At 46.0% G+C, this 21,449-nt stretch carries 18 protein-coding genes and 1 pseudogene; 7 read left to right on the top strand and 12 right to left on the bottom strand.

The features are described 5' to 3' along the window. Nucleotides 1-90 precede the first annotated feature (90 nt). From E0E47_RS12110 to dapB, 5 genes are all read right to left on the bottom strand, one after another. Nucleotides 91-3,225, bottom strand: coding sequence for an alpha-L-fucosidase (locus E0E47_RS12110; RefSeq protein WP_130893822.1), 3,135 nt, complete (start codon nt 3,223-3,225; stop codon nt 91-93). A 197-nt stretch (nt 3,226-3,422) separates the two neighbouring features. Then, the gene (locus tag E0E47_RS12105) at nt 3,423-4,097 is read right to left on the bottom strand and encodes a WbqC family protein (RefSeq protein ID WP_040602932.1); all 675 of its coding nucleotides are present in this window, start codon (nt 4,095-4,097) and stop codon (nt 3,423-3,425) included. Continuing rightward, complete coding sequence (gene lepB / locus E0E47_RS12100) at nt 4,097-4,849, bottom strand: signal peptidase I (protein WP_232038427.1); 753 nt, start codon at nt 4,847-4,849, stop codon at nt 4,097-4,099. Before lepB ends, E0E47_RS12105 begins: the two co-directional genes overlap by 1 nt. A gap of 10 nt (nt 4,850-4,859) precedes the next feature. Further along, the gene (locus tag E0E47_RS12095) at nt 4,860-6,308 is read right to left on the bottom strand and encodes a S26 family signal peptidase (RefSeq protein ID WP_130893821.1); all 1,449 of its coding nucleotides are present in this window, start codon (nt 6,306-6,308) and stop codon (nt 4,860-4,862) included. A 20-nt stretch (nt 6,309-6,328) separates the two neighbouring features. Continuing rightward, on the bottom strand, nt 6,329-7,084 hold the full coding sequence (gene dapB / locus E0E47_RS12090) for a 4-hydroxy-tetrahydrodipicolinate reductase (RefSeq protein WP_040602906.1): 756 nt from the start codon (nt 7,082-7,084) through the stop codon (nt 6,329-6,331). Between the two features lie 102 nt (nt 7,085-7,186). On the opposite strand from dapB, the gene E0E47_RS12085 reads away from it, so the two are divergent. The 6 genes from E0E47_RS12085 to E0E47_RS12060 all read left to right on the top strand — a co-directional run bounded on the left by E0E47_RS12085 (nt 7,187) and on the right by E0E47_RS12060 (nt 12,957). Further along, entirely contained in the window at nt 7,187-8,494 is a 1,308-nt protein-coding gene (locus E0E47_RS12085; RefSeq protein ID WP_130893820.1) for a DUF2851 family protein, read from the top strand. Between the two features lies 1 nt (nt 8,495). Continuing rightward, a complete protein-coding gene (locus E0E47_RS12080; protein WP_008628108.1) occupies nt 8,496-8,903 on the top strand; it encodes an acyl-CoA thioesterase in 408 nt (135 codons plus the stop codon). Nucleotides 8,904-8,907: 4 nt separating this feature from the next. Further along, the gene (gene dprA / locus E0E47_RS12075; protein ID WP_130893819.1) at nt 8,908-10,029 is read left to right on the top strand and encodes a DNA-processing protein DprA; all 1,122 of its coding nucleotides are present in this window, start codon (nt 8,908-8,910) and stop codon (nt 10,027-10,029) included. A 252-nt stretch (nt 10,030-10,281) separates the two neighbouring features. After that, nucleotides 10,282-10,608, top strand: coding sequence for a hypothetical protein (locus tag E0E47_RS12070; RefSeq protein ID WP_130893818.1), 327 nt, complete (start codon nt 10,282-10,284; stop codon nt 10,606-10,608). 5 nt (nt 10,609-10,613) lie between these two features. Continuing rightward, nucleotides 10,614-11,759, top strand: coding sequence for a 6-bladed beta-propeller (locus tag E0E47_RS12065; RefSeq protein WP_008628099.1), 1,146 nt, complete (start codon nt 10,614-10,616; stop codon nt 11,757-11,759). Nucleotides 11,760-11,832: 73 nt separating this feature from the next. Next, entirely contained in the window at nt 11,833-12,957 is a 1,125-nt protein-coding gene (locus tag E0E47_RS12060; RefSeq protein ID WP_130893817.1) for a 6-bladed beta-propeller, read from the top strand. A gap of 102 nt (nt 12,958-13,059) precedes the next feature. On the opposite strand, the gene E0E47_RS12055 is transcribed toward E0E47_RS12060, so the two are convergent. Together E0E47_RS12055 and E0E47_RS12050 are read right to left on the bottom strand one after the other, a co-directional pair. Beyond that, nucleotides 13,060-14,169 carry a 6-bladed beta-propeller gene (locus tag E0E47_RS12055; RefSeq protein WP_130893816.1) on the bottom strand — a complete coding sequence of 370 codons (1,110 nt, stop codon included), beginning with the start codon at nt 14,167-14,169 and terminating at the stop codon, nt 13,060-13,062. After that, entirely contained in the window at nt 14,154-14,522 is a 369-nt protein-coding gene (locus E0E47_RS12050; RefSeq protein ID WP_130893815.1) for an NVEALA domain-containing protein, read from the bottom strand. The genes E0E47_RS12055 and E0E47_RS12050 overlap by 16 nt, the downstream gene beginning before the upstream one ends. A gap of 671 nt (nt 14,523-15,193) precedes the next feature. Between E0E47_RS12050 and E0E47_RS17635 the strand changes: the two are divergent. After that, a pseudogene (locus E0E47_RS17635) lies at nt 15,194-15,445 on the top strand (Fic family protein); the annotation flags it as partial. A 47-nt stretch (nt 15,446-15,492) separates the two neighbouring features. On the opposite strand, the gene E0E47_RS12035 reads toward E0E47_RS17635, so the two are convergent. The 5 genes from E0E47_RS12035 to E0E47_RS12010 form a co-directional block, all read right to left on the bottom strand. After that, complete coding sequence (locus E0E47_RS12035; RefSeq protein WP_172604699.1) at nt 15,493-16,254, bottom strand: class I SAM-dependent methyltransferase; 762 nt, start codon at nt 16,252-16,254, stop codon at nt 15,493-15,495. A gap of 5 nt (nt 16,255-16,259) precedes the next feature. Further along, nucleotides 16,260-17,066, bottom strand: a complete 807-nt coding sequence (locus E0E47_RS12030; RefSeq protein WP_130893813.1) for a KilA-N domain-containing protein — start codon at nt 17,064-17,066, stop codon at nt 16,260-16,262. Nucleotides 17,067-17,790: 724 nt separating this feature from the next. After that, nucleotides 17,791-18,549, bottom strand: a complete 759-nt coding sequence (locus E0E47_RS12020) for a succinate dehydrogenase/fumarate reductase iron-sulfur subunit (protein WP_008619073.1) — start codon at nt 18,547-18,549, stop codon at nt 17,791-17,793. A 37-nt stretch (nt 18,550-18,586) separates the two neighbouring features. After that, the gene (locus E0E47_RS12015) at nt 18,587-20,569 is read right to left on the bottom strand and encodes a fumarate reductase/succinate dehydrogenase flavoprotein subunit (RefSeq protein WP_008628089.1); all 1,983 of its coding nucleotides are present in this window, start codon (nt 20,567-20,569) and stop codon (nt 18,587-18,589) included. Nucleotides 20,570-20,603: 34 nt separating this feature from the next. After that, a complete protein-coding gene (locus tag E0E47_RS12010; protein ID WP_040602903.1) occupies nt 20,604-21,296 on the bottom strand; it encodes a fumarate reductase in 693 nt (230 codons plus the stop codon). Between the last annotated feature and the right edge of the window lie 153 nt (nt 21,297-21,449).

Genomic DNA, 21,449 nt, shown 5'->3' with positions numbered 1-21,449 from the left:
CATGAATACAAAAGAAATCTCCGCTAAGCCACATTCACTTAACGGAGATTCCTTTTTTTAACTTTTGAACACCAATAAAATCCTAATCCACTATTTTAAAATTTTACGACCATTCTTTATGTAGATCCCCCGATGAGGTTCCTTACTTAATTTTTGCCCCTTCAAATTGTATAAACGGCCTTCCTCTGAAACAAACCCTGTTTTGGCTGAAGACACGGCATCCCCACCCTGCTTGGGAGAGTAAAGCAGTTGTACTTCTTTCACACGAAACTCTTGCGTCTCACCACCTAAATTCAAACTCGCTTGCCATCCCACATAAATATCTTGAGGTCTGTCAACCATGAATGTAATGGAACGCCAACGTTCATCCTTTTCTCCTACTTTATTAAGAGAATACTTCGCCAAAGAATTGCGTACAAGTTTTTTTGTGGTCATCAGTTCGGTGGCAGCAAACATATAGGCACTGGATGTCAAGCCATAACTTGTTTGAAATTGGACTTTTAGCGTATAGGTACCAGGTTCCAAGTACAATTTACGATAAATGCGCGCGTCAGCGAGTGAGCCTTCTTGGTTTCTGCTACGGTCTTGCCATACTCCCAACATCAAACAATTATAACCCGGATGATTATCTATACCATTTTTTACCCCCTCAGCCCCATTGGGGATTTTAAAGTTTTCTACTTGCCAATATTTGGGAGTTGCGAAACGCGTAGTTACATTTTCGTCCAAACGGGAAAAATTGGAACGTTCGTAAAGAAACGGCAAGGTCACATCTTTCATATCCACAATCAGGCTTTCATCATAACGAAGCAATTGCAAACGGGTGGCCCTGAATTCTTGTGTACTGCTCCCCATAAGCAAATTAGCCTGAAACCCTAACGTCACATCTTGCTCTTCTTCTATAATAAAAGTAATCCCCCACCAACTTCCGTCATTAGGTGCCGTGTTTAAGCGTGCCCAAGCAATAGACTTAGCCGGTATATCCGCAGTTTGCAGATTTTCAGCATTACCAGGAGTTGCAAACATATAAGCTTCATCCGGTAATTGGTAAGCAGCATTGAAAGTCGCTCCAAAATAGTATGTACCAGGCGTGAGACGTATGGTACGCCGTATGGAAGCCTGGGATAAATCACAATCCGTTGCAGCATTCCGGTCATCCCATACCCCCAACATCAATGCCTCCGTACCACCATAAGCATCAAGCCCCTGCTTGACCCCATCGTTCCCGTTTGGAATATTAAAATCCGTCACCGTCCAATTGGCAGGTTTCCCGAATCTTTTCCCATTTCGTGTATCCGGTGTACGACTGAAACCGGCAGCTTCTTCAAGTTTATCAACAGTCAAGTCTTCGCCCGTATAAAGAGGCGCGGCAGCAGGAGTAACATCCTTACCAAGGCAATCCTCAAATGCCTCACGTAATTTCCGCAAGGCTGCGGCTTGCTCACCGGCAGAGCCTTCAAGACATGCTTCAGCTTCTTCTGCGGCATACTTCAAATCAGACAATGCAGTCACATTAGGGCTACCTGTATTGACAGGCTTTATGCTACCATCAGCTCCTTCGGTAAGAATTTTGCAATAATCGACCAACTCAGCGAGTGAAACCGGTTTGTCCGTACCCGGCTCAAAGGTTATGGCAAACACAGGAGCAATATCATTTGTTTTCTTTTCAGGCAATTGCACCGTAAGCCCTTCCATCGTAAGCTTATGCTCCACAACACCGTGACCTAACAGTTCAATGCTTTCAATTTCACCGGAAAAATGTTCGCTTGCGCGCCCTAAATGACGGAATGTGAAAGTCCGCTGCGCAGGCCAACGCATAACGGTGGCAAAAACAGTATCGACATCCTGCTCCGTCTTGGCGTATTTAACGACATAACGCACGTCCTTTGCCGAATAATCGTTGCCTTCATTAAATCCTTGGTTATTAATCGGGCGCGATGCTTCTGCAGAGGGTCCCTCCCCAAATGATTTCCATACACGTGTACCGTATATGGAACGTGAATTCTGATCCATCCAGGCTTTCACGTCGGCAATGAATTTCATCTCCTTGTCATCCAACGTACCATCCCCTTTGATAGGAATGGAAAGCAACAGGTTCCCGTTCTTGCTGACAATATCAACAAGCATGCTTACGACATGCTCGGCAGACTTATATCCAGCATTGTAATCGTTCTCACCATAATGCCAACCACCGATGCAAGTACATGTCTGCCATGGTTTCTCCTGCGGACGGTCTGGAATCCCCCGCTCCACATCCCACATCATAGCCTCCTTATGTATAGGCTCCAAAATCTTTCCGGTCACCACCATTTCAGGATTGGTATTGTAAGCATGGGCAAGGATATTGAGTCCGATGCTCTCATCACACCCATAAAACGGCAACACCGTGTCGTCGAAATAAAGCATGGCCGGATGATAGGCATTCACACATTGCAGCACACGGTTTTGAAATTTCATCTTGTATTCTTCGCTAGGCAAAGACACACCATTGCCCCATGCCCATTGTCCATGTATAGCACCTGCATCTTGCCATCCTGAACTGTGAGGATGACGTTGTGCATAAAGGTCCTGTGGGTCATAACCTTCCCACCATTTTCCCTTACCATCTTCTTTTGTCATATTGCCATCATACGGTTGGGCGATTTCAAACCACGACCAAGCATGGCTACCATGCATAGACACACCTAATGGCATTCCATACTTCTCGCAAGCCTTGGCCCATTCACCTACCACGTCACGTTTAGGACCAATATTCACTGAATTCCATGGTTGATAAGGAGAATCCCAACAGTCGAAATTATCATGATGCTGCCCCATGGCAAAGAAATAACGTGCCCCCATGCCATGATAGAGCCCAATGAGATGTTCGGGATCCCATTTCTCGGCTTTCCATGCGTTACACAAGTCCTTATAACCGAAGTCGGTATTAGGTACACAAGGATCACCGAAATGGCTTACATGCCAATTGTAATTTCCGCTGCCCTTGAAATACATGCCACGGGCATACCAGTCACCTCCCGCAGCCTGACATTGGGGATCCCAATGTGCCCAAATACCAAATTTGACATCCTGATACCATTCAGGACACTCCCACTTTCCCAAATTATCCCAATCAGGAGCGTATTCCCCCGTTGCAACAGGCACATCTTGTGCGTTTACAGAAAAAGAGGCCAAGAAAACAAATCCGGCCAAATTCTTTCTCAGATTCAGGTTTTTGTTTTTCATATCATCCTTACATTTAGGTAATTAATATAATGCAGACAAATAATGTCTACAAAAATAGAAGATTTTCCACAATATAAAGTAGGACTATCTTAACAAGGAATAGCATTTTATAAGCATCCTAATATATGTAAGATTGCTAATATTCCTATTTTAACAGGAATCCCAAAACAATGCAGGACTTTTAATTGCCCTTCCCCCTATATAACCGAATCACGTAGCACCAAAACCGCTTCCGGTCCCATATTAAACAAAAGGTCGACCACACTTAGGTTAGGCAAGAAACCATGTTTCTCTCTAAACACCTGATAGTAAGAATTAGACACAAATCCCTTATCCATAGCTGAAGGCACTTTCGGGCTAATCTTCTCCCGAAAATCATCTACGGCATATTCGACATATCCCACAGCCGAATCCACGCTATTCATCCCATTTATGACACCATAAGAAGCCGTAGGTAAGACTTTCGGGTGCAAGTCTATAAGTTCGCAAACCTTGGCACGTATTGCTTCGTTAAAATCAAAAAGGAAGTCCCACTTCTGTGTATAAAACGGGAGGAAGTCGTCGGCATAATACTCAAAGAAAGGGCTGTTGCGGTAAGCCGTCTCCAAAGCATTCCAATGCAAATGCCGCCAATTGCCATGGTCGGAAATACGGATGTCTTTCATAAGGCACTTATCCGTGCCTGGCTTCACCACCGGAACGGTCAACGCTTGCACACCGGAAGGAGAAGCGATGAGGCAACGGTTACGGTAGGTCTGCTTCACATAATGTTCATGGGCCTCCATCCACACTTCGGGATAGGCATACAGCTTGGCATAGTATTGCACTGGGCCGAAATAAGTCGTAGAAAGTAAACAAACAGTATTCATCATCATGGATTTGGATTCTCCTGAGACACCTTCATCATCGTGCGGTGAGCACGAAACCGGGCATACCAAGGCACTTTGGTAGCCCAAGAATAAAGAATACGGCTCAACCTACCGATAATGTATGTATCGGGCACAAAACCGAAAGTTCGTGAATCGGCATGGTTACGCTCATTGGCCGACGACATCCAATAGTAGTCGTGGGTAAAACGGAAGCTTGACACGAAATGCCCTGACACACAAAGCGAATCATGGATAATGGCTGCATGCACCCCTTCGTGTAGATTAATCATACGGCAATACCATTGCATATTATCGGGCGTGAGCGTGACATAAGCATTCTTCCGTGGAAGCTCAACCACCCTGCATGGACGACCGACACGCGGACGGGCACGATAGACCTTTCCCAACGAATCAATCCACAAGCTATCGCCAGGAACGGCATAACAGAACCCTACAAAAACATCGCGCTCATCTATAAACCGTTCATCATCCTCACCTGCAGAAGGATCGTTGAAAGCCACCCAATCGCCCCTTGGCACGGGTTCAGCCCACCAACGCACATCCCCCCACCAACGCATAGGCGACAGACGTACCCCGTATGCCATACGGTTCACCGCCACACGGTCACCTGCCATGAAGACGGGACGCTCGCCATCCTCTGGTATCTCGATGAGAGACACCCAACACCCTCTGACCAAGACCACCCCGATGGCAGCGGCCAGCAGCACGGCACACAATCGTCCAACCGTCTTCAACCTATGTCGTCTATTTGATATTGTCTACCCAACGGAACAGGCGATTCCACCGCACATGGCCGTCGAACCATCCACGGTCTTTATCCAACGAAAGCCAAATAAGTATCGGCTTGCCCACAATGTGGTCTTCGGGAACAAAACCCCAATAACGCGAATCGGCTGAATTATGGCGGTTATCACCCTGCATCCAATAGTAATCCATCTTGAACGTATAGCTGTCCGCCTGTTTTCCGTTAATGAAAATCTTCCCGTCCTTCACCTCAAGGTTATTGTGTTCGTATACCCTAATAGGACGTTCATACACGGCGATATTGTCCATGGTCAGTTTGACGGACTCACCTTTGGCAGGAATCCACACGGGACCGTAATTGTCACGCGTCCAACCCGTCCAGGCATTGAGCGGATACAAACCATCAGGCACGGAATTCGCACTGTCGTAGGCAATACTGTCCACAATGTCCGTACAGGTTTTCAGGCGTTCGTAAGCACGACGCGTCAAAGGCATCGTCCCCGTTTCAGACAGCGAGGCCAGATCTTCCTGGCTGATGCCCAATTCACGCACCAACTCGTCCGGAATATCTTGTTTCAGACGTACGAAGTAATCGTACTGCACATTGTCCGGCTCCTTGTTGGGTTTCCCATCCAGATAGACCACATGATCCTTGATTTGAAGTGTCTGTCCGGGCAGTCCCACGCAGCGTTTCACATAATTTTCCCGGCGATCTACCGGCCGCGACATCACTCCTCCGAACATTTGGGAATTCTGGTCGATATACTGACGACCCATAGCATAAAGTTCGGCAAAGAAGTCACGCTGCTGCTGTCGGGTGAGCGAATCCAAAAGCGGATAACCACCATGCAGCTGCATATATTGCTGACCGCCGATACCGTATGCGATGGCATAAAAATCCATGTTCTGGTATTCCGGGTTCACGGTCACCGTATCGCCCGCCGGGTAATTGAACACCACGATATCGTTCAACTGTACCCGTCCGCCCGGAACACGCTCGTAATCCCACTGCGGCCATTCGATATACGACTTGCACCCCACAAGAGGCATTGTGTGCTGCGTAAGCGGCATGGACAAAGGTGTCTGCGGCTTGCGAGGCCCGTAGCTCATCTTGCTCACGAACAGGTAATCTCCCACGAGGAGTGACTTTTCAAGCGACGACGATGGTATCGTATAGTTTTGGAAAAAATAAATATTGACGAAATACACAGCCACCAAAGCGAATACGATGGCATCCACCCAACTCATCACCGTGCGCGTCACAGGATTTTCTGCTTCTTTCCACCATGTCCAAGGGATGAGTTTTGTAATATAAGCGTCGTAGATGAACGGCACAACCAACAATCCCCACCAACTCTTGATCCATACAAGAAAAGCCAAATAGAGGGCTATTACGACGCCCATCTTTATCCATTGTGCCCGTGTGGGCTTCTGCCTGAGTTTCTTCATGTCTTTCTTTCAAATGTCGTTTAAAATTGGAATAAATCATCCATCGTAAGCAACCCCTCATGTGTGGCCGTATATTCGGCAGCCAGTACGGCACCCAACGCAAACCCTTTCCGGTTGTGCGCATCATGGGTAATCGTAATGCAGTCCGCCTCGCTGTCATAAACCACGGAATGTATGCCCGGCACCTCGCCACGGCGTATGCTGTCCACCCGCAATTCGTTGGCTGCACACGCCTCCGTACCGCTCACCGTACCATCCGGTGCCGTAAACGTACCCTTCACCCATTTGTCTTTACGACCGATGGCATGGATCAGGTCTTCGGCCAACGTAATGGCCGTCCCGCTCGGCGCATCCAACTTATGCACATGGTGCACTTCCTCCATCCTCACATCGTAGGCCGGAAAACCGGACATGATGTGCGCCAGATAACGGTTTACAGCCCCGAAGATAGCCACGCCGAGGCTGAAGTTGCTGCTCCAGAAAAGCGTATGTCCCTCTTCGCGACACAAGCGGCGTACTTCTTCGCCATGTTCGGGTATCCATCCCGTACTGCCCGACACCACTTTTACCCCGGCGGCAAAAGCCTGCAGATAATTGTCGTATGCCGTCTGGGGCGTAGTAAACTCGATAGCCACATCTGCACTCCGGAAAGCTTCCGAAGCGAAGTCTTCGCGGTTGTCGATGTCGATGATACTCACTATTTCATGGCCACGTTCCAAAGCGATTTGCTCTATCATGTGACCCATCTTGCCATAGCCAATTAATGCGATTTTCATATTTTTCAAGTAATATGCTGATATTTTCTCTCGCAAAGATAGGGATTTGACTTGAATTTCATTACTTTTGTTAGTAAAAATAAACTTTTCAGCCCTTGCACCATGGAAAAGCTGCTGCACTACATCTGGAAATACAAACTCTTTCCACTCAAACCGTTGCAAACCACAGACGGCCAAACGGTAGAGGTCATCGACCCGGGAACACTCAACAGAAATGCCGGCCCTGACTTTTTCAACGCCAAAATCAAACTGGACGGGACGACATGGGTGGGCAACATCGAGATTCACGGACGATCCACCGACTGGTACGTCCACGGTCATCACGAAGACATACATTATAACAACGTCATCCTGCATGTGACGGAAACAGCCGACCGCCCCGTCATCACACAAGACGGAAAGACACTTCCACAGATGAAACTGGAAGTTCCGGGCTACCTGCGCGAGAACTACGAGGAACTGTGCCGGACAACGGATTATCCGCGATGCCACCGCATCATTCCTCAAATCGACCCGTTCACAGTGCACAGTTGGATGAACGCCCTGCTTTACGAACGGTTGGAACAACGTGCGCAGACTGTAGCAGCCCGTGTGGAAAAACTGCAAGGCGATTGGGAACGGGCTTATTTCATCACCCTGTCCCGCAATTTCGGTTTCGGCATCAACGGGGACGCTTTCGAAACGTGGGCACAACATATCCCATTGCAAGCTGTGGCACACCACCGCGACAACCTGTTCCAGATAGAAGCCGTATTCATGGGCCAGGCCGGATTGTTGGACTTCGATACAATTCCGAAAAAATACCGCGACGAAGCCATCGACGATGATTATTATCCCCGGTTGAAACGGGAATATGACTATCTGGCACATAAGTTTGCCCTTACGCCCATGGACGCGGCAGCCTGGAAATTCCTTCGCCTGAGACCGCAAAACTTTCCCCATGTGCGCATCGCGCAGCTCACCCAACTGTATTATAACCAAACGGCCGGATTTTCCCGGTTATTGGAAGCCCGGACATTGGAGGAACTGCACGACATGCTCTCCACACACGCCACCCCCTATTGGGAGTCGCACTATATTTTCGGATGTCCAAGCCACAAAAATACCAAGGCCCTGACGGTTGGCTCATTGAACCTTATCACCATCAACACCGTCGTCCCACTGCTGTATGCCTACGGACAAACCCATGGTAATGACAAATATTGCGAACGGGCCTTGCAATTCTTAGAACCGATCAAGGCGGAAAACAACTATATCACGCGCCAATGGGCCGAATGCGGCATCAAAGTGGACAGCGCGTCGGATTCGCAAGCGCTCATCCAACTGAAAAAAGAGTATTGCGACCGGAAATACTGCCTGCATTGCCGCTTCGGCTACGAATTCCTGAAACGAAAAAACACTTCTGAATAAAATGAAAACGGATTATATCTTTGAACTGGAGATGAAGGTACGCGACTATGAATGCGACCTGCAAGGCATCGTAAACAATGCCAACTACCAACATTATATCGAACACACCCGGCACGAGTTCCTGCTCGCACAAGGCATCAGTTTTGCCGACTTGCACGCACAGGGCATAGACGCAGTGGTGGCACGGCTGAACATGGCCTTCAAAACACCCCTGAAAAGCGGAGACCGTTTCGTCAGCAAACTGCGCGTAGAGAAAGAAGGTATCAAATATGTATTCTATCAGGACATTTTCCGCCTGCCGGACATGAAATGTTGCCTGAAGAGCCAGGTAGATACCGTATGCCTGATAGAAGGCCGTTTGGGAACTTGCCGCGAACTGGACGACATCGTGCCGAAACCGGAAGATTAAGCTTATGACCGAACAGGAAACCATCTATACCATGGCACTGACGCGTACCCCACGCGTCAATACAGCCACCCAACACCATCTGATGGAGGAGTTGGGCAGCGCAACGGCCGTATTCGACCACTGCCGCCATATCCGTGATTTTTATCCCGACGCTTCAGACAAACTGGCTGCCGCACTACAAGAAATGGAAACCCAAGTACCCCGTGCGGAAGAAGAACTGGAATTTGCCCGCCTGCATCACATCCGCTGTCTGTGTTACCACGATGCAGATTATCCCTCACGCCTTCGGGAATGCGACGATGCTCCTTTGCTTCTCTATTATAAAGGTAATGCAGACCTGAACCGGACACATGTCATCAACATGGTGGGTACGCGCCACTGCACGGAATACGGGAAAGACATTTGCCGCCGCTTCGTGGACGAATTGGCCACCCTTTGTCCTGACGTGTTGGTGGTAAGCGGGTTGGCCTACGGGATAGACATCCACAGCCATCGTGCGGCATTGGACAACGGACTGGATACCGTAGGCGTACTGGCACACGGATTGGACCAGATATATCCCCGCCTGCACCGCGACACAGCCATACAAATGACGTCGCAAGGCGGACTGCTCACGGAATTCATGAGCCGTACGAACGCCGACAAGGTAAACTTCGTACGCCGGAACCGCATCGTGGCAGGCATGGCGGATGCCACCATCGTGGTGGAATCGGCCGAAAAGGGCGGCGCATTGATTACGGCAGACATCGCCACGAGCTACCACCGCGATGTGTTCGCCTTTCCAGGCCGCGTGAGCGACCCTTACTCACAAGGCTGCAACCGCCTGATACGGGACAGCAAAGCTGCCCTGCTGCAAAACGCGCAAGATTTCGTGGAAGCCATGGGATGGCAATCTCGTTCATCGGAAAAGCAAAAAGCCGACGGCATACAAGGCGAACTATTCCCCGACTTGTGCGAAGAGGAACAGCGTATTGTGGACTGCCTGCGCCAGTCGGAATGCCTGCAAATCAACGCACTGGCCGTGGCGACGAACCTTCCGGTACATAAGCTCAGTGCTTTTCTCTTCAATCTGGAAATGAAAGGCGTGGTCAGGCTCTTAAGTGGAGGAATGTACCGGTTGGCATGAAGAAGGAATCAAGAATAGACATCTTGTTACATTCTCTTTTTCCCCCGTAACACACTCATCAAAATGATACAAATTCAAACAAACCTGCAACATGGGAGAAAATGCCTTTTAAGAAATTGGTATACTTTTGCAACGGGGTTGGATGTTCCAATCTCATAATCATTAAATACACGAAAAAGATGAAGACATTAACAAAAGGTATTTTGGGAGTTGCTATTACCGCAGCATGCGCGTATTGTGGGTATACCACCTATGATTCTTAACATTTACCAACAAGAAAACGCCTTGTTGCTCGCCAACGTGGAAGCGTTGGGACAGAATGAATCAGGACCATTAGGACCATCAGAATGCCCCGGCCCTGAAATTTATTCCATATCTGGTGTAATCGATGCACAACTGAGTTCTAAAACACATAAAAACGACTCAACAGATGTAGTCACAGTATATGCATGTAAGAAATGTGTTGCAACAGGAAGCGGAAGCTTACAAGGCACCAACAATTTGTATTTTGATTTTAGATATGAAAATGAAAGAGAGGAACCGTGTGACGGTAAACATTATAATTTGCCATCATTTTAATAAAGATGAAAATGAATTTAAGCAAAATATTGGCAACCATTATCATGGGACTTATATATGCTTCATGCACACCATCTGAGCATTTAAACAATATAAAAGTCGAACTTTTTGATAGTGGACATTCACTTACATTCTCTTCTTTTTTGGAGGGATATAAAATTATATCGCTATCTTCTGATACCTCTGAAGCCATTGTACACTACCCAGACAGGTTATTGTTCTTCGACAATAGAATTTTCGTCATGGATAGAGGAGGAAATAAAATCATCATGTATGATAGGAATGGGAAATTCCTCAAATCCACAGCAAAAATGGAGGGACGAGGACACAATGAATATATTCGGGTAATTGATGCCTCTATAGATGAAAAAGACAAAAAACTCTACGTACATTGTGACGCACCTTACCAAATGATGATATTCGACCTCGACCTCAATTTGGAAAAAATAATTCCTATGGATTATTATATGGGAGAAATAGCCATAGAAGGGAATCAACTTTATGGAATTTGTTACAATGAACCGAAAGATGGAGGCGGCTATAGATTTGTTACAGTAGACAAAAAGGACTTAAAAAAAGAACCCACAACACTCTTATCGTTTGAAAATGCAATAATAGGAAGATGGACATTGGGAAAATCCCTCATGCCTTGCCATGACGGAGTCTATGTTTGCCTACCATTCGATACTCGAATCTACAAATTCAAAGATGCAACTGTCACGGAAGAATATAACATGGATTTCGGAGAGAAGGGCCTCATTGAACATCCCGTGACCAAAGATATGAACCCAAGATGGTTTGATAAAAACTATCGCGACATCAATTGGTCTATTGTGAACATGACCGAATCTGATTCCATATTATTATTCAATACCAATAAAGCACACGCATTCATCATGAACAAGAACCAATACAAATGTAGTGGGTACTTGAATTTCGACAATGATATATTCCCTATCGCATGTGCAAGAATAATTCCATCACAAGGGCTGTCAAATGGAGTGGTTTACTTCACAATACCTAGTTCCATAGAAAACATGTTGGAACAAGTCAAGAAAGGCAATGAGCCATTGACACCTGCCATAAAAGAAATTAAGCAAAAGTTCGACCCTGACGGCAATCCTATGCTCATTGTTTGGGATATCAAATAATAAATCTCCGGCAGAAGTACTCCCTGCCGGAGATTTTCTCCTTAAAAACATGTCAAACCCAAAGAACAATCAAATGAAACACAATATTTTTTTATACACCGCCCTTCTGGCCTGCCTTTCATGCAGCACGAAACAAAAAGTGACGGTAGAATACAAGGACTACCGCCCCCTCAACATGTCGTCGTTCATCACCCTCCAAAAGAACATCCTGCTGGACACTCCGACAGAGGAAAAGCGTACCATAGAAGACTTTCTCCATATCGGACGGCTGCTTTTCGCCCAAGACAAACTGTACGTAATGGATGACAGGGGAAACAAAATCCTGATGTTCGACGATGAGGGAAAGTTCCTCAAATCCATAGGCGGTGCAGCAGGAGAAGTTTCCGGAAACCGCCTCAAAATACAGGATGCCGCCCTTGACGCACAATCACAAAAGCTCTATGCCTATTGCAGCACAACTTGCCAAATCATGGTGTTCGATCTCGACCTGAATGTGGAAAAGACCATCCCAATGGTTACTCCTTTTCTCGAAATCGGGTTGGACGGAAACTGCCTGTATGCCATCCGGACATCCCTGAAAAGAGACGGCTGCGAGCTTGTGGCGTTCGACAAGAACAGGTTGGAGGACGCGCCTTCCGTCTTGTGGAAACAAGCAGGTATCCCTTCCGGGAAACAAACTCCCGGAGAAACATCCATCCTGCCCGGAAAATCGCTTTCCCCTTCCAAGAACGGCACCTATGCAAGCTTGCCGCAAAGCAACCGGATTTGCCAAATACAGAACGGGAAAATCACGGCAACCTACAACTTGGATTTTGGCGGGCAAGCCCCTCAATCCGCTTCCTATAACATCTACAACATCTGTGCCTCGGACTCCTTCCTGATTTTCAACACGGACAGCTCTAAGTCATGGTTCATCCTGAACCGAAAGACCGGAAAATGCATCGTAGATGAAAACCTGCGCAACGACGTGTGCCTTGGGCAGAATTCCCGGATCATCCCCGTGCAAGGGAAGGACAACGGGTTGGCATACGACATGCCGGCCGTAGTCGTGTCACAAACGCTGCAGCACCTCAAAAAGCACAAGGAGGAATTCGAGCAATTCGACCAAATGAAATTATATCGTCCTTACCTACCTTTCCTCGAAAAGGACATCGCTCCACAGGACAATCCGATGCTATATCTTTGGGAAATCAAGTAATAAGCAACAGCCGGTATTCACAACTGCAGTTCATAAAAACATCCCAAAAGTTTGCGTCTAACTTTTGGGATGCAGTTCAGAATTCAGCCGCCAAACAAACTGTTATTGTACTTGCCCGATCACGATCCAATAATCTTCCGAATCCAAATGAGGGACATCTCCTAATGCTTGGAAAAACGGATATTTCTCCAAATAGTTTTCAGGCATCGAAAGCAAGCTCTCCATATTGGCAGCCGTAACAAATGTCAAAAACGTACCATCCGGACAAACCGTCACAGGCTTGCCCAACAGGACAGCATAGGGCATTTCCATGTGATTGAACACGGATACATTCAAAGTATTTGTGTCCATCACGCACTGGACATCCTTATCCGTAGCAAAAAACAAAAGATTCCTATACATAGCTACATTTTTCAGAAAACGCACGCCCTCAAACGCTATGGTTTTCCGGACAAGCTGTCTACGGTCTTTTTCTTTCAAGATGTCCTCTGTAAGGTTTTGGCTTCCGAAATCAAAGTTGTATACCGGCCGAGCCTCATCCTCATCCACAGCATATAATACATAATCAAACGGATTGGTAAAGAACAAACGGCCACCGCTTGCAAAGACTCCCCCACCGTTACTGATAAGCATGTGGGGAATTTCTTTAGGATACGGTATTTCTTTCCGTTTATTGCCAGCCTTATTAAAAATTGTCAGGTTGCATTCCCCCAAGATGTTATTATAAACCACCAGACTGTCTGTCCCACAAAGGATAAACCCTGTACCTGCACAAACCTCTATTTTATGATGATAATGCCCCTCGGCATCGTAACAAGTAATCCGTTGGGTTGAAGAATCAAACAAATAAATATTACCTTGCTCGTCCACGGTAAAATCATCTAAAGAAAGATACTCTCCCGAAGCCCTTCCTAACTTTTTGAGCGTGTGCCTCAAGTGCCCCTCCTTGTCAAAAGTGAACAGTGCCATCTGTTTTTGGTCAAGCACATAGATAAGAGAATCCATCATGCAAACCTTATCCACTGATGAAACCATCCCATCGGCCTGCAAAGGTACCAAACAAGAAACAGACAGCAAATGCTCCACACTGTCACACCCTTCAACATCCAAATCTACCTTGACGGTAATGGAGTCTGTTTGGGATGAAGAACTACATCCTGCCCATAAAAGGCAGGAACAAAACAGAGCGATATAAATTAATTTTTTGACCATTCTCCGCAAGTTGTAACTACTCCGTTCAAACTTTCATAACAAATATCATCATCATCTCCTGTATTCTTACAATATGTAATCGCAGACTGGCAAGTCCGTTTCCATGAAATAGAAACACCATTTTCATTAACCTCTGTTTTGAATTCCGTATTGCTACTAAATTTTGTAGCATTAATATATCGAGAGTACTCTCCACTTGTGGTACTTTCACCATCTTGTGCCAAAGCTTCTATATTAGCCAAGAGCAAATAATCTGTTTCCTGTGCATTTTCATAATCTTGGTACCCCCGGTAAAACGCAAACGCCATAGTAAAAGCAAATGCCGACAACGCAAATAATTTAGCCTTAGTCATGTTAAGTATATTTTAATTAGACAAATAAGATTAATATTCACCCTTAATAGGGATTTGGTATAAAATACAAATAAAACATGAGTAGAGCAAGAAAAGAAAGTTTTATTTTAGGAAATTAACAGTTTGATTGTTTATTTCTCCCTTCCACGCCCTCTTATTGTGAATTTTTGTTTCATTCGAATATACTTTCCTGATGTGCCTTACCACTTTTTTCTATTTCACCTTCGACCGATGCCTGTTTTACACACCTCAAAAAGCACATATTTACTTTCAAAAAGACAAAATTATAAAAAGGACTCTATTGGTATATGATCTTTTTGCCATAAAAACATAAAATAAGGCTACAAAACGGCAAATCAGCGACAGGCCAATACTGCGATATTTGCAAACAGACGTACTTCTGCCCGCAAATTCCGCAAGGATTTCAAGGTTCCGTCCGGGTTCCGCAAAGCTGTCAGAATGAAAGTATGTTAAAAATAGAAGCCGTTTCGCAATACATATCCCAACGTAGTATTAAGCCGTTTCTTTTGGACGAACAAAGCAAATACCGTACCTTTGAAAGAAATATAAAAAGGCTATGGAACAAAGTATCTGGCAAGAGATAGGACAGCTATACCAAAAGTTTCAAGAACTGGGCATCAGGGAAGCGGTAAACTATGAGAAGTACTACCACGATTCACCCTTGGGTGGATGGCAACGGCAGGACAGCGCGTTTGCTGATGAATTATATCCAATTCTACTGTAACCTTTTCCCGACCAAGATATTCAGGGAAGAATATATTCTTTCCTTACGTCGCTCACAAGAAGAAGAAACCAACCAACCGTTCTTGGATTTCATGGCATCCCAATTAAAAAAATCGCTTTCTTTGGAGATTGAGAAGTTCAATGCTTCACAGAAGAAAGGTTTTGGCTTTCTATTCTAAAACATATCAGGAGCAGCTTTTTCGTCTATGATTTTATCATTTTGCCCTTACTCTTTAAGTTCCAAAATATATATTTGTTTCTCTGAACTGTCATCAAAATCTCCTCCCGTAAAATCCCCGAATTTATGGATAATATTAAATCCAATTTGTTTGAGATATGAATTTAACTCTTGGGGAAAAAACAATCTCATGTCCATATTCTGGACTGAATGAAATTTATCGTCAATAAAATATTGCCACTTTATACGATTAATTTGAGATGCGCTTTCATAGTGCATGCTTTGTTTTATCAACACTCTTCTTCCATCATTGGTTGTATATTCTGTAATAACTTGTTGCTTCCTCTCGTTTTCAACAATATATTGGATATTAGGATTGAAGCAGTCCAATAAAAACAAACCTTTTTCTTTCAAATGATTTCTTACGACTTTCAACGCATCAAATAAATCCTCATTTTTATACAAATGATGGATTGAATTAAACGGAATAAAAATAAGATCAAATTTTTCTCCTAAGTTCAGCTCTCTAATATCTGCCTCAATGAAATCTATTTTTAACTCAGCTTGAAATGCTTTCTCCCTTGCCCGTTCAAGCATGGATAAAGTATAATCAACTCCCTTAATATTATAACCATCCTTTGCTATTGGAATCGTAAGCCTACCCGTTCCACAGCAGAGTTCAAGTATTTTGGCATCTTTATTTTGAGGCAGCCATTTTTTGTAAAACTCCAAATCGGACAGAGATTTATTCAACCCATCATAAATATCTGCATTATAAATAAAATCACCGACTTTATAATCTGTATTCATATTCTTTATTTTAACAGCTCACGATTTTGATTATCACCACTTTCCAATATGCTCATTTGATGGATAGCTATTTGGTTTAACTTAACAAGACGTTCACGTTGTGTCATATTCTGTTCGATAAACACGGCATTTAGATTCTCCATATTCGACAAACAGATAAGTTCATTGATAGTAGCATAATCACGGATGTTTCCTTTCAGTTCGGGATTCGCTTCTCTCCATTGTTTTGCTGTCATACCGAACATCGCCACGTTCAGCACGTCGGCCTCATTGGCATAAATAATGCTTGCTTGCATTGGTGTGACTTCCACCGGAATAAGGTTTTGCTTTATGGCATCAGTATGTATGCGGTAGTTGATTTTCGACAATTCACGTTTCGCTGACCAACCGAGCAGCCTTTGTTCTTCTGTCTTTAGCCGCTGATACTCCTTAACAAGAAGTAATTGGAATTTAGGAGAAATCCACATGCCAAAATGATATGCTATATCCCGATGTGCGTATGTGCCACCATAACGACCTGCCTTAGAACGAATACCGATGGCACCGGTACGTTCTATCCACGTTTTCACCGAAAGCACAAAATTGTTACTTCCTGCCGCATTTTTAATTGTACCGAATTCGGTACAATTAAAATCGGAATTATACAACATTTCCCATTCGCCAAGATACTCGATAGTGCTTTTAAGACTAAGCCAACGGAAGATAATATGCTCTTGCAGTTGGCTTCTTGCCATGTCTGTAAGGCTGATGTAATCTTCTTCATTGTACTTGACAACGCTAATATCTGTATTTTGAACAGTAATTTTTGCCATTATAATTGATACATTGGGTTTCAATCACAAAGGTCGCTATAATTTGAGAAACTGCATCCTTTTTAATGGACTATTCACAAAAATGGCAGACCAGAAAGCCTACTTTGTTGTAAATATACGCCTATTTCCCGTAAAGCGCAAGGATTAGGAATATTTTTCTTTCAGGATTTCCTGTATTCCGCCAAAAGCTGTACCGCATTTAACCCGAAAATGAAAAAGGAAACCACCTTTGTTTCTTCGGCTGCCGCCCCGAAAACACCTCCTCCAAGGGATTTCCCAAAAACATCCTTCATCTTTCAGGTTTCGCCATAACACACTTATAGATAATCATTTACTGGATGAACTTTCATCCGGGCATCTTTCAGCCATGTTTCAGCCATACCTTACAGGGAAGCGAAAATCGTTTGGCACATGAAACACTTTTTTCTCAGCCGAATGAAAAATCAATCTCAGCCGAACGATTTCTCATTCGGCTGAGATTGATTCCCACCCTCCGGGATGAAGGAGAACTGAAAGACAACTGAAATATCTTTCAGTTCACAACTCACTCGATACAAAAGCATTACGTTGAAACCTGAAGGATGAAGGATGTTTTTGGAAAATCCCTTGGGGGAAAACACATACCAGACGACCATAGACCAAAATAAAACGCGTCCACCCTGAACGGGGGACGCGTTTTATTTTCCATGCAAACGTGCTTAGGAAAAGCCTAAGCGCTCGCCTTTTAGTCGTTCAACTTTGCCTTGATGAACTCACGGTTCAGACGGGCGATATTGGCGATACTTTCACACTTCGGACATACGGCCTCACAAGCGCGGGTGTTCGTACAGTTACCGAATCCAAGTTCGTCCATCTTGGCAATCATGGCCTTGGCACGACGAGCAGCTTCAGGACGGCCCTGCGGCAACAAAGCCAACTGGCTCACCTTGGAAGAGACGAACAACATGGCAGAACCGTTCTTGCAAGCTGCCACGCAGGCACCGCAACCGATACAGCTAGCGCAATCCATAGCTTCGTCGGCATTCTGCTTCGGAATCAAAATGGCATTGGCATCCTGAGGCTGTCCCGTACGCACGGTCACATAACCGCCGGCTTGCATGATTTTATCGAAAGCCGTACGGTCTACCATGCAGTCTTTGATAACCGGGAAACCGGCGGAACGCCACGGCTCCACGGTAATCGTATCGCCGTCCTTGAACTTACGCATATAGAGCTGGCAGGTGGTGGCACCGCGTTCGGTCTTGCCGTGGGGCGTACCGTTGATATACAAAGAACACATACCGCAGATGCCTTCCCGGCAATCGTGGTCGAATACGAACGGCTCTTTGCCTTCTTCTACCAGTTGTTCATTCAAAATGTCCAACATCTCCAGGAATGAGGTATCGCCCGGTATGTCTTTCATCTCACGCTCGTCAAAATGGCCCTTGTCTTTCGGTCCGTTCTGGCGCCAATATCTAAGCTTAAATGATATATTTTTCTCCATTGTTGTTTTTCTTTATAATCGTTGAACAAACCGTTTATTAGCTCTTGTAGTTACGTGTCTGAACCTTGATGGCTTCGTAAACGAGAGGTTCCTTGTACAATACGGGAGCCACGTCGTCGGAGCCTTGGTACTCCCAACAAGACACGTAGAAGTAGTTCTCGTCGTCACGCTTGGCTTCGCCTTCTTCCGTCTGGTATTCTTCGCGGAAATGACCGCCGCAAGACTCGTTACGGTTCAGGGCATCGTAAGCGATGAGTTCGCCCATAGTGATGAAATCGTTCAGGCGCAAAGCCTTCTCCAATTCGATGTTCACGCCTTCCGTAGAACCCGGGATGAACAAGTTAGTCTCGAACTCCTGACGAATCTCCTTCAACAGTTTCAACGCTGTCTTCAGACCTTCTTCCGTACGGCCCATGCCGACATATTCCCACATGATATGACCCAGTTTCTTGTGGATGGAATCCACTGATTCCTTACCCTTGATGCCCATCAAATGGTCGATGCGCGCCTGCACGGCTTTCTCTGCCTCTGCGAATTCAGGCAGCTCGGTAGAGAAACGCGGAACGGTAATCTGGTCGGCCAGATAGTTCTGGATGGTGTAAGGCAGGACGAAGTAACCGTCGGCCAAGCCTTGCATCAAAGCGGAAGCACCCAAACGGTTGGCACCGTGGTCGGAGAAGTTACATTCACCGATGGCGAACAAGCCCTTGATGGAAGTCTGAAGCTCGTAATCTACCCAGATACCGCCCATCGTGTAGTGGATAGCCGGATAAATCATCATCGGGTTATAGTATTTCACGCCATTGATTTCGTTGGCCAACTTGCCAGGGTTCACGTCGGTGATTTCTTCGTACATGTCGAAGAGGTTGCCGTAACGCTGGAGCACCACGTCGATACCCAAACGCTCGATACTCTCAGAGAAGTCGAGGAATACGGCCAAACCGGTATTGTTCACACCAAACCCCTTGTCACAACGCTCCTTGGCTGCACGTGAAGCCACGTCGCGCGGAACGAGGTTACCGAAAGCAGGATAACGGCGTTCCAGATAATAGTCACGGTCTTCCTCCGGAATATCGCTGCCCTTCTTGGTTCCGGCCTGCAATGCCTTGGCGTCTTCCAACTTCTTCGGCACCCAGATACGGCCGTCATTACGCAACGACTCTGACATCAAAGTCAGTTTGGACTGCTTGTCGCCGTGGACGGGGATACAAGTCGGGTGAATTTGTACGTAAGCGGGGTTTGCGAAATAAGCTCCCTTGCGGTAACACTGCATGGCTGCCGAACAGTTGCAGCCCATGGCGTTGGTAGAAAGGAAATACGTATTACCGTAACCTCCGGTAGCGATAACTACGGCATGGGCGGCAAAACGCTCCAATTTACCGGTCACCAGGTTGCGGGCGATAATACCGCGTGCACGGCCGTCCACCATCACCAAATCCATCATCTCGTAACGGGTGAACAATTTCACCGTACCGGCATTCACCTGACAGCTCAAAGCCGAATAAGCACCGAGCAACAACTGCTGTCCGGTCTGTCCTTTGGCGTAGAACGTACGGGATACCTGTGCGCCACCGAACGAACGGTTGGCCAACATGCCTCCGTATTCGCGGGCAAAAGGAACACCTTGTGCCACACACTGGTCGATGATGTTGTTGGAAACCTCGGCCAAGCGGTACACATTGGCTTCACGGGCACGGTAGTCGCCACCCTTCACCGTATCGTAGAACAAACGGTAAACGGAGTCACCGTCGTTCTGGTAATTCTTGGCCGCATTGATACCTCCCTGTGCGGCGATGGAGTGTGCGCGGCGCGGAGAATCCTGAATACAGAAATTAAATACTTTGAATCCCATCTCGCCGAGAGAAGCTGCGGCAGAGGCACCGGCCAGACCGGTACCGACCACGATGATGTCCAAACGGCGCTTGTTGGCCGGATTCACCAATTTCTGATGTGCCTTATAATTGGTCCATTTCTCAGCTACCGGTCCTTCCGGAATCTTGGAATCGATTATCTTTGTCATAGTTCGTTTCAATTTAATGATTCATTAATTAATATTAGTAGCACACGCTTCCGCTGCAACCGCCGCAGAAAGAGAAATACAATGCCACTACCAAGAACATCAGGATGACGATAGTGGTGTAGATGTTGCCGATGCACTTCCAACGGTTGAACCACACCTTACCGTTCCAACCCAGTGTCTGGATGGCACTCCAGAAGCCGTGCGTCAAATGGAACCACAGGGCAGCAAGCCAGATGATGTACAATACGGTATAAACCGGACAACTGAACGTTTTCACGATGTAACCGTAACCATCCGTTGCGTGCAGGCCGCCCATGTAGGGATCGCCCATCAACTCGGCGAACATCATGTTATACCAGAAATTGTACAGGTGCAGAACCATGCCCAACACAACGATGATGCCCAACACCAACATGTTCTGTGAAGCCCACTCCACCTTGTCAGGCTTGCTCGTCACGTCGTAACGGTTGTTACCGCGCGCCTTACGGTTTTGCATCGTCAGCCAGAAAGCATAGATGATGTGAATAACCACCAAAGCCGCTAATGCCAACGTTGCCGCTACGGCGTACCAGTTGGAGCCCAGAAATTCACAAATCATGTTATAGCCTTCTGCCGAGAACAGAGCCACAACGTTCATCGACGCATGGAACGTCAAGAACAGGACAAGCGCGATACCGGTAACCGACATCACCACTTTCCTACCAATAGATGAATCACATAACCACATAAATGATTGAATTTAAAATATTTAATAAATAATATAAAGGAATTCCTACATCTTCATCCTCCTGATAAGGTTCTGCAAAATTACTCTAAATCCTGAATAACACAAAGAAATAGCCGAATTATATTCCTAAAAATCACTACTTTTGTAACCGTA

This window comes from Paraprevotella xylaniphila YIT 11841 (genome assembly GCF_900683745.1).
GTDB classification, from domain to species: domain Bacteria; phylum Bacteroidota; class Bacteroidia; order Bacteroidales; family Bacteroidaceae; genus Paraprevotella; species Paraprevotella xylaniphila.
The sequence above is the reverse complement of the archived record's forward strand: the minus strand, read 5'-3'. Positions and strand labels throughout refer to the sequence as shown.

Coding starts and splice junctions, on each gene's coding strand:
- E0E47_RS12085 (WP_130893820.1), top strand. CDS start 7,187: ATGGAAAAGCTGCTGCACTACATCTGGAAATACAAACTCTTTCCACTC.
- E0E47_RS12030 (WP_130893813.1), bottom strand. CDS start 17,066: ATGGCAAAAATTACTGTTCAAAATACAGATATTAGCGTTGTCAAGTAC.
- E0E47_RS12055 (WP_130893816.1), bottom strand. CDS start 14,169: ATGGTCAAAAAATTAATTTATATCGCTCTGTTTTGTTCCTGCCTTTTA.
- E0E47_RS12070 (WP_130893818.1), top strand. CDS start 10,282: ATGATTCTTAACATTTACCAACAAGAAAACGCCTTGTTGCTCGCCAAC.
- E0E47_RS12035 (WP_172604699.1), bottom strand. CDS start 16,254: ATGAATACAGATTATAAAGTCGGTGATTTTATTTATAATGCAGATATT.
- E0E47_RS12015 (WP_008628089.1), bottom strand. CDS start 20,569: ATGACAAAGATAATCGATTCCAAGATTCCGGAAGGACCGGTAGCTGAG.
- dprA (WP_130893819.1), top strand. CDS start 8,908: ATGACCGAACAGGAAACCATCTATACCATGGCACTGACGCGTACCCCA.
- E0E47_RS12095 (WP_130893821.1), bottom strand. CDS start 6,308: ATGAAGAAACTCAGGCAGAAGCCCACACGGGCACAATGGATAAAGATG.
- E0E47_RS12110 (WP_130893822.1), bottom strand. CDS start 3,225: ATGAAAAACAAAAACCTGAATCTGAGAAAGAATTTGGCCGGATTTGTT.
- E0E47_RS12050 (WP_130893815.1), bottom strand. CDS start 14,522: ATGACTAAGGCTAAATTATTTGCGTTGTCGGCATTTGCTTTTACTATG.
- E0E47_RS12065 (WP_008628099.1), top strand. CDS start 10,614: ATGAAAATGAATTTAAGCAAAATATTGGCAACCATTATCATGGGACTT.
- E0E47_RS12080 (WP_008628108.1), top strand. CDS start 8,496: ATGAAAACGGATTATATCTTTGAACTGGAGATGAAGGTACGCGACTAT.
- E0E47_RS12010 (WP_040602903.1), bottom strand. CDS start 21,296: ATGTGGTTATGTGATTCATCTATTGGTAGGAAAGTGGTGATGTCGGTT.
- E0E47_RS12020 (WP_008619073.1), bottom strand. CDS start 18,549: ATGGAGAAAAATATATCATTTAAGCTTAGATATTGGCGCCAGAACGGA.
- dapB (WP_040602906.1), bottom strand. CDS start 7,084: ATGAAAATCGCATTAATTGGCTATGGCAAGATGGGTCACATGATAGAG.
- E0E47_RS12060 (WP_130893817.1), top strand. CDS start 11,833: ATGAAACACAATATTTTTTTATACACCGCCCTTCTGGCCTGCCTTTCA.
- E0E47_RS12105 (WP_040602932.1), bottom strand. CDS start 4,097: ATGATGAATACTGTTTGTTTACTTTCTACGACTTATTTCGGCCCAGTG.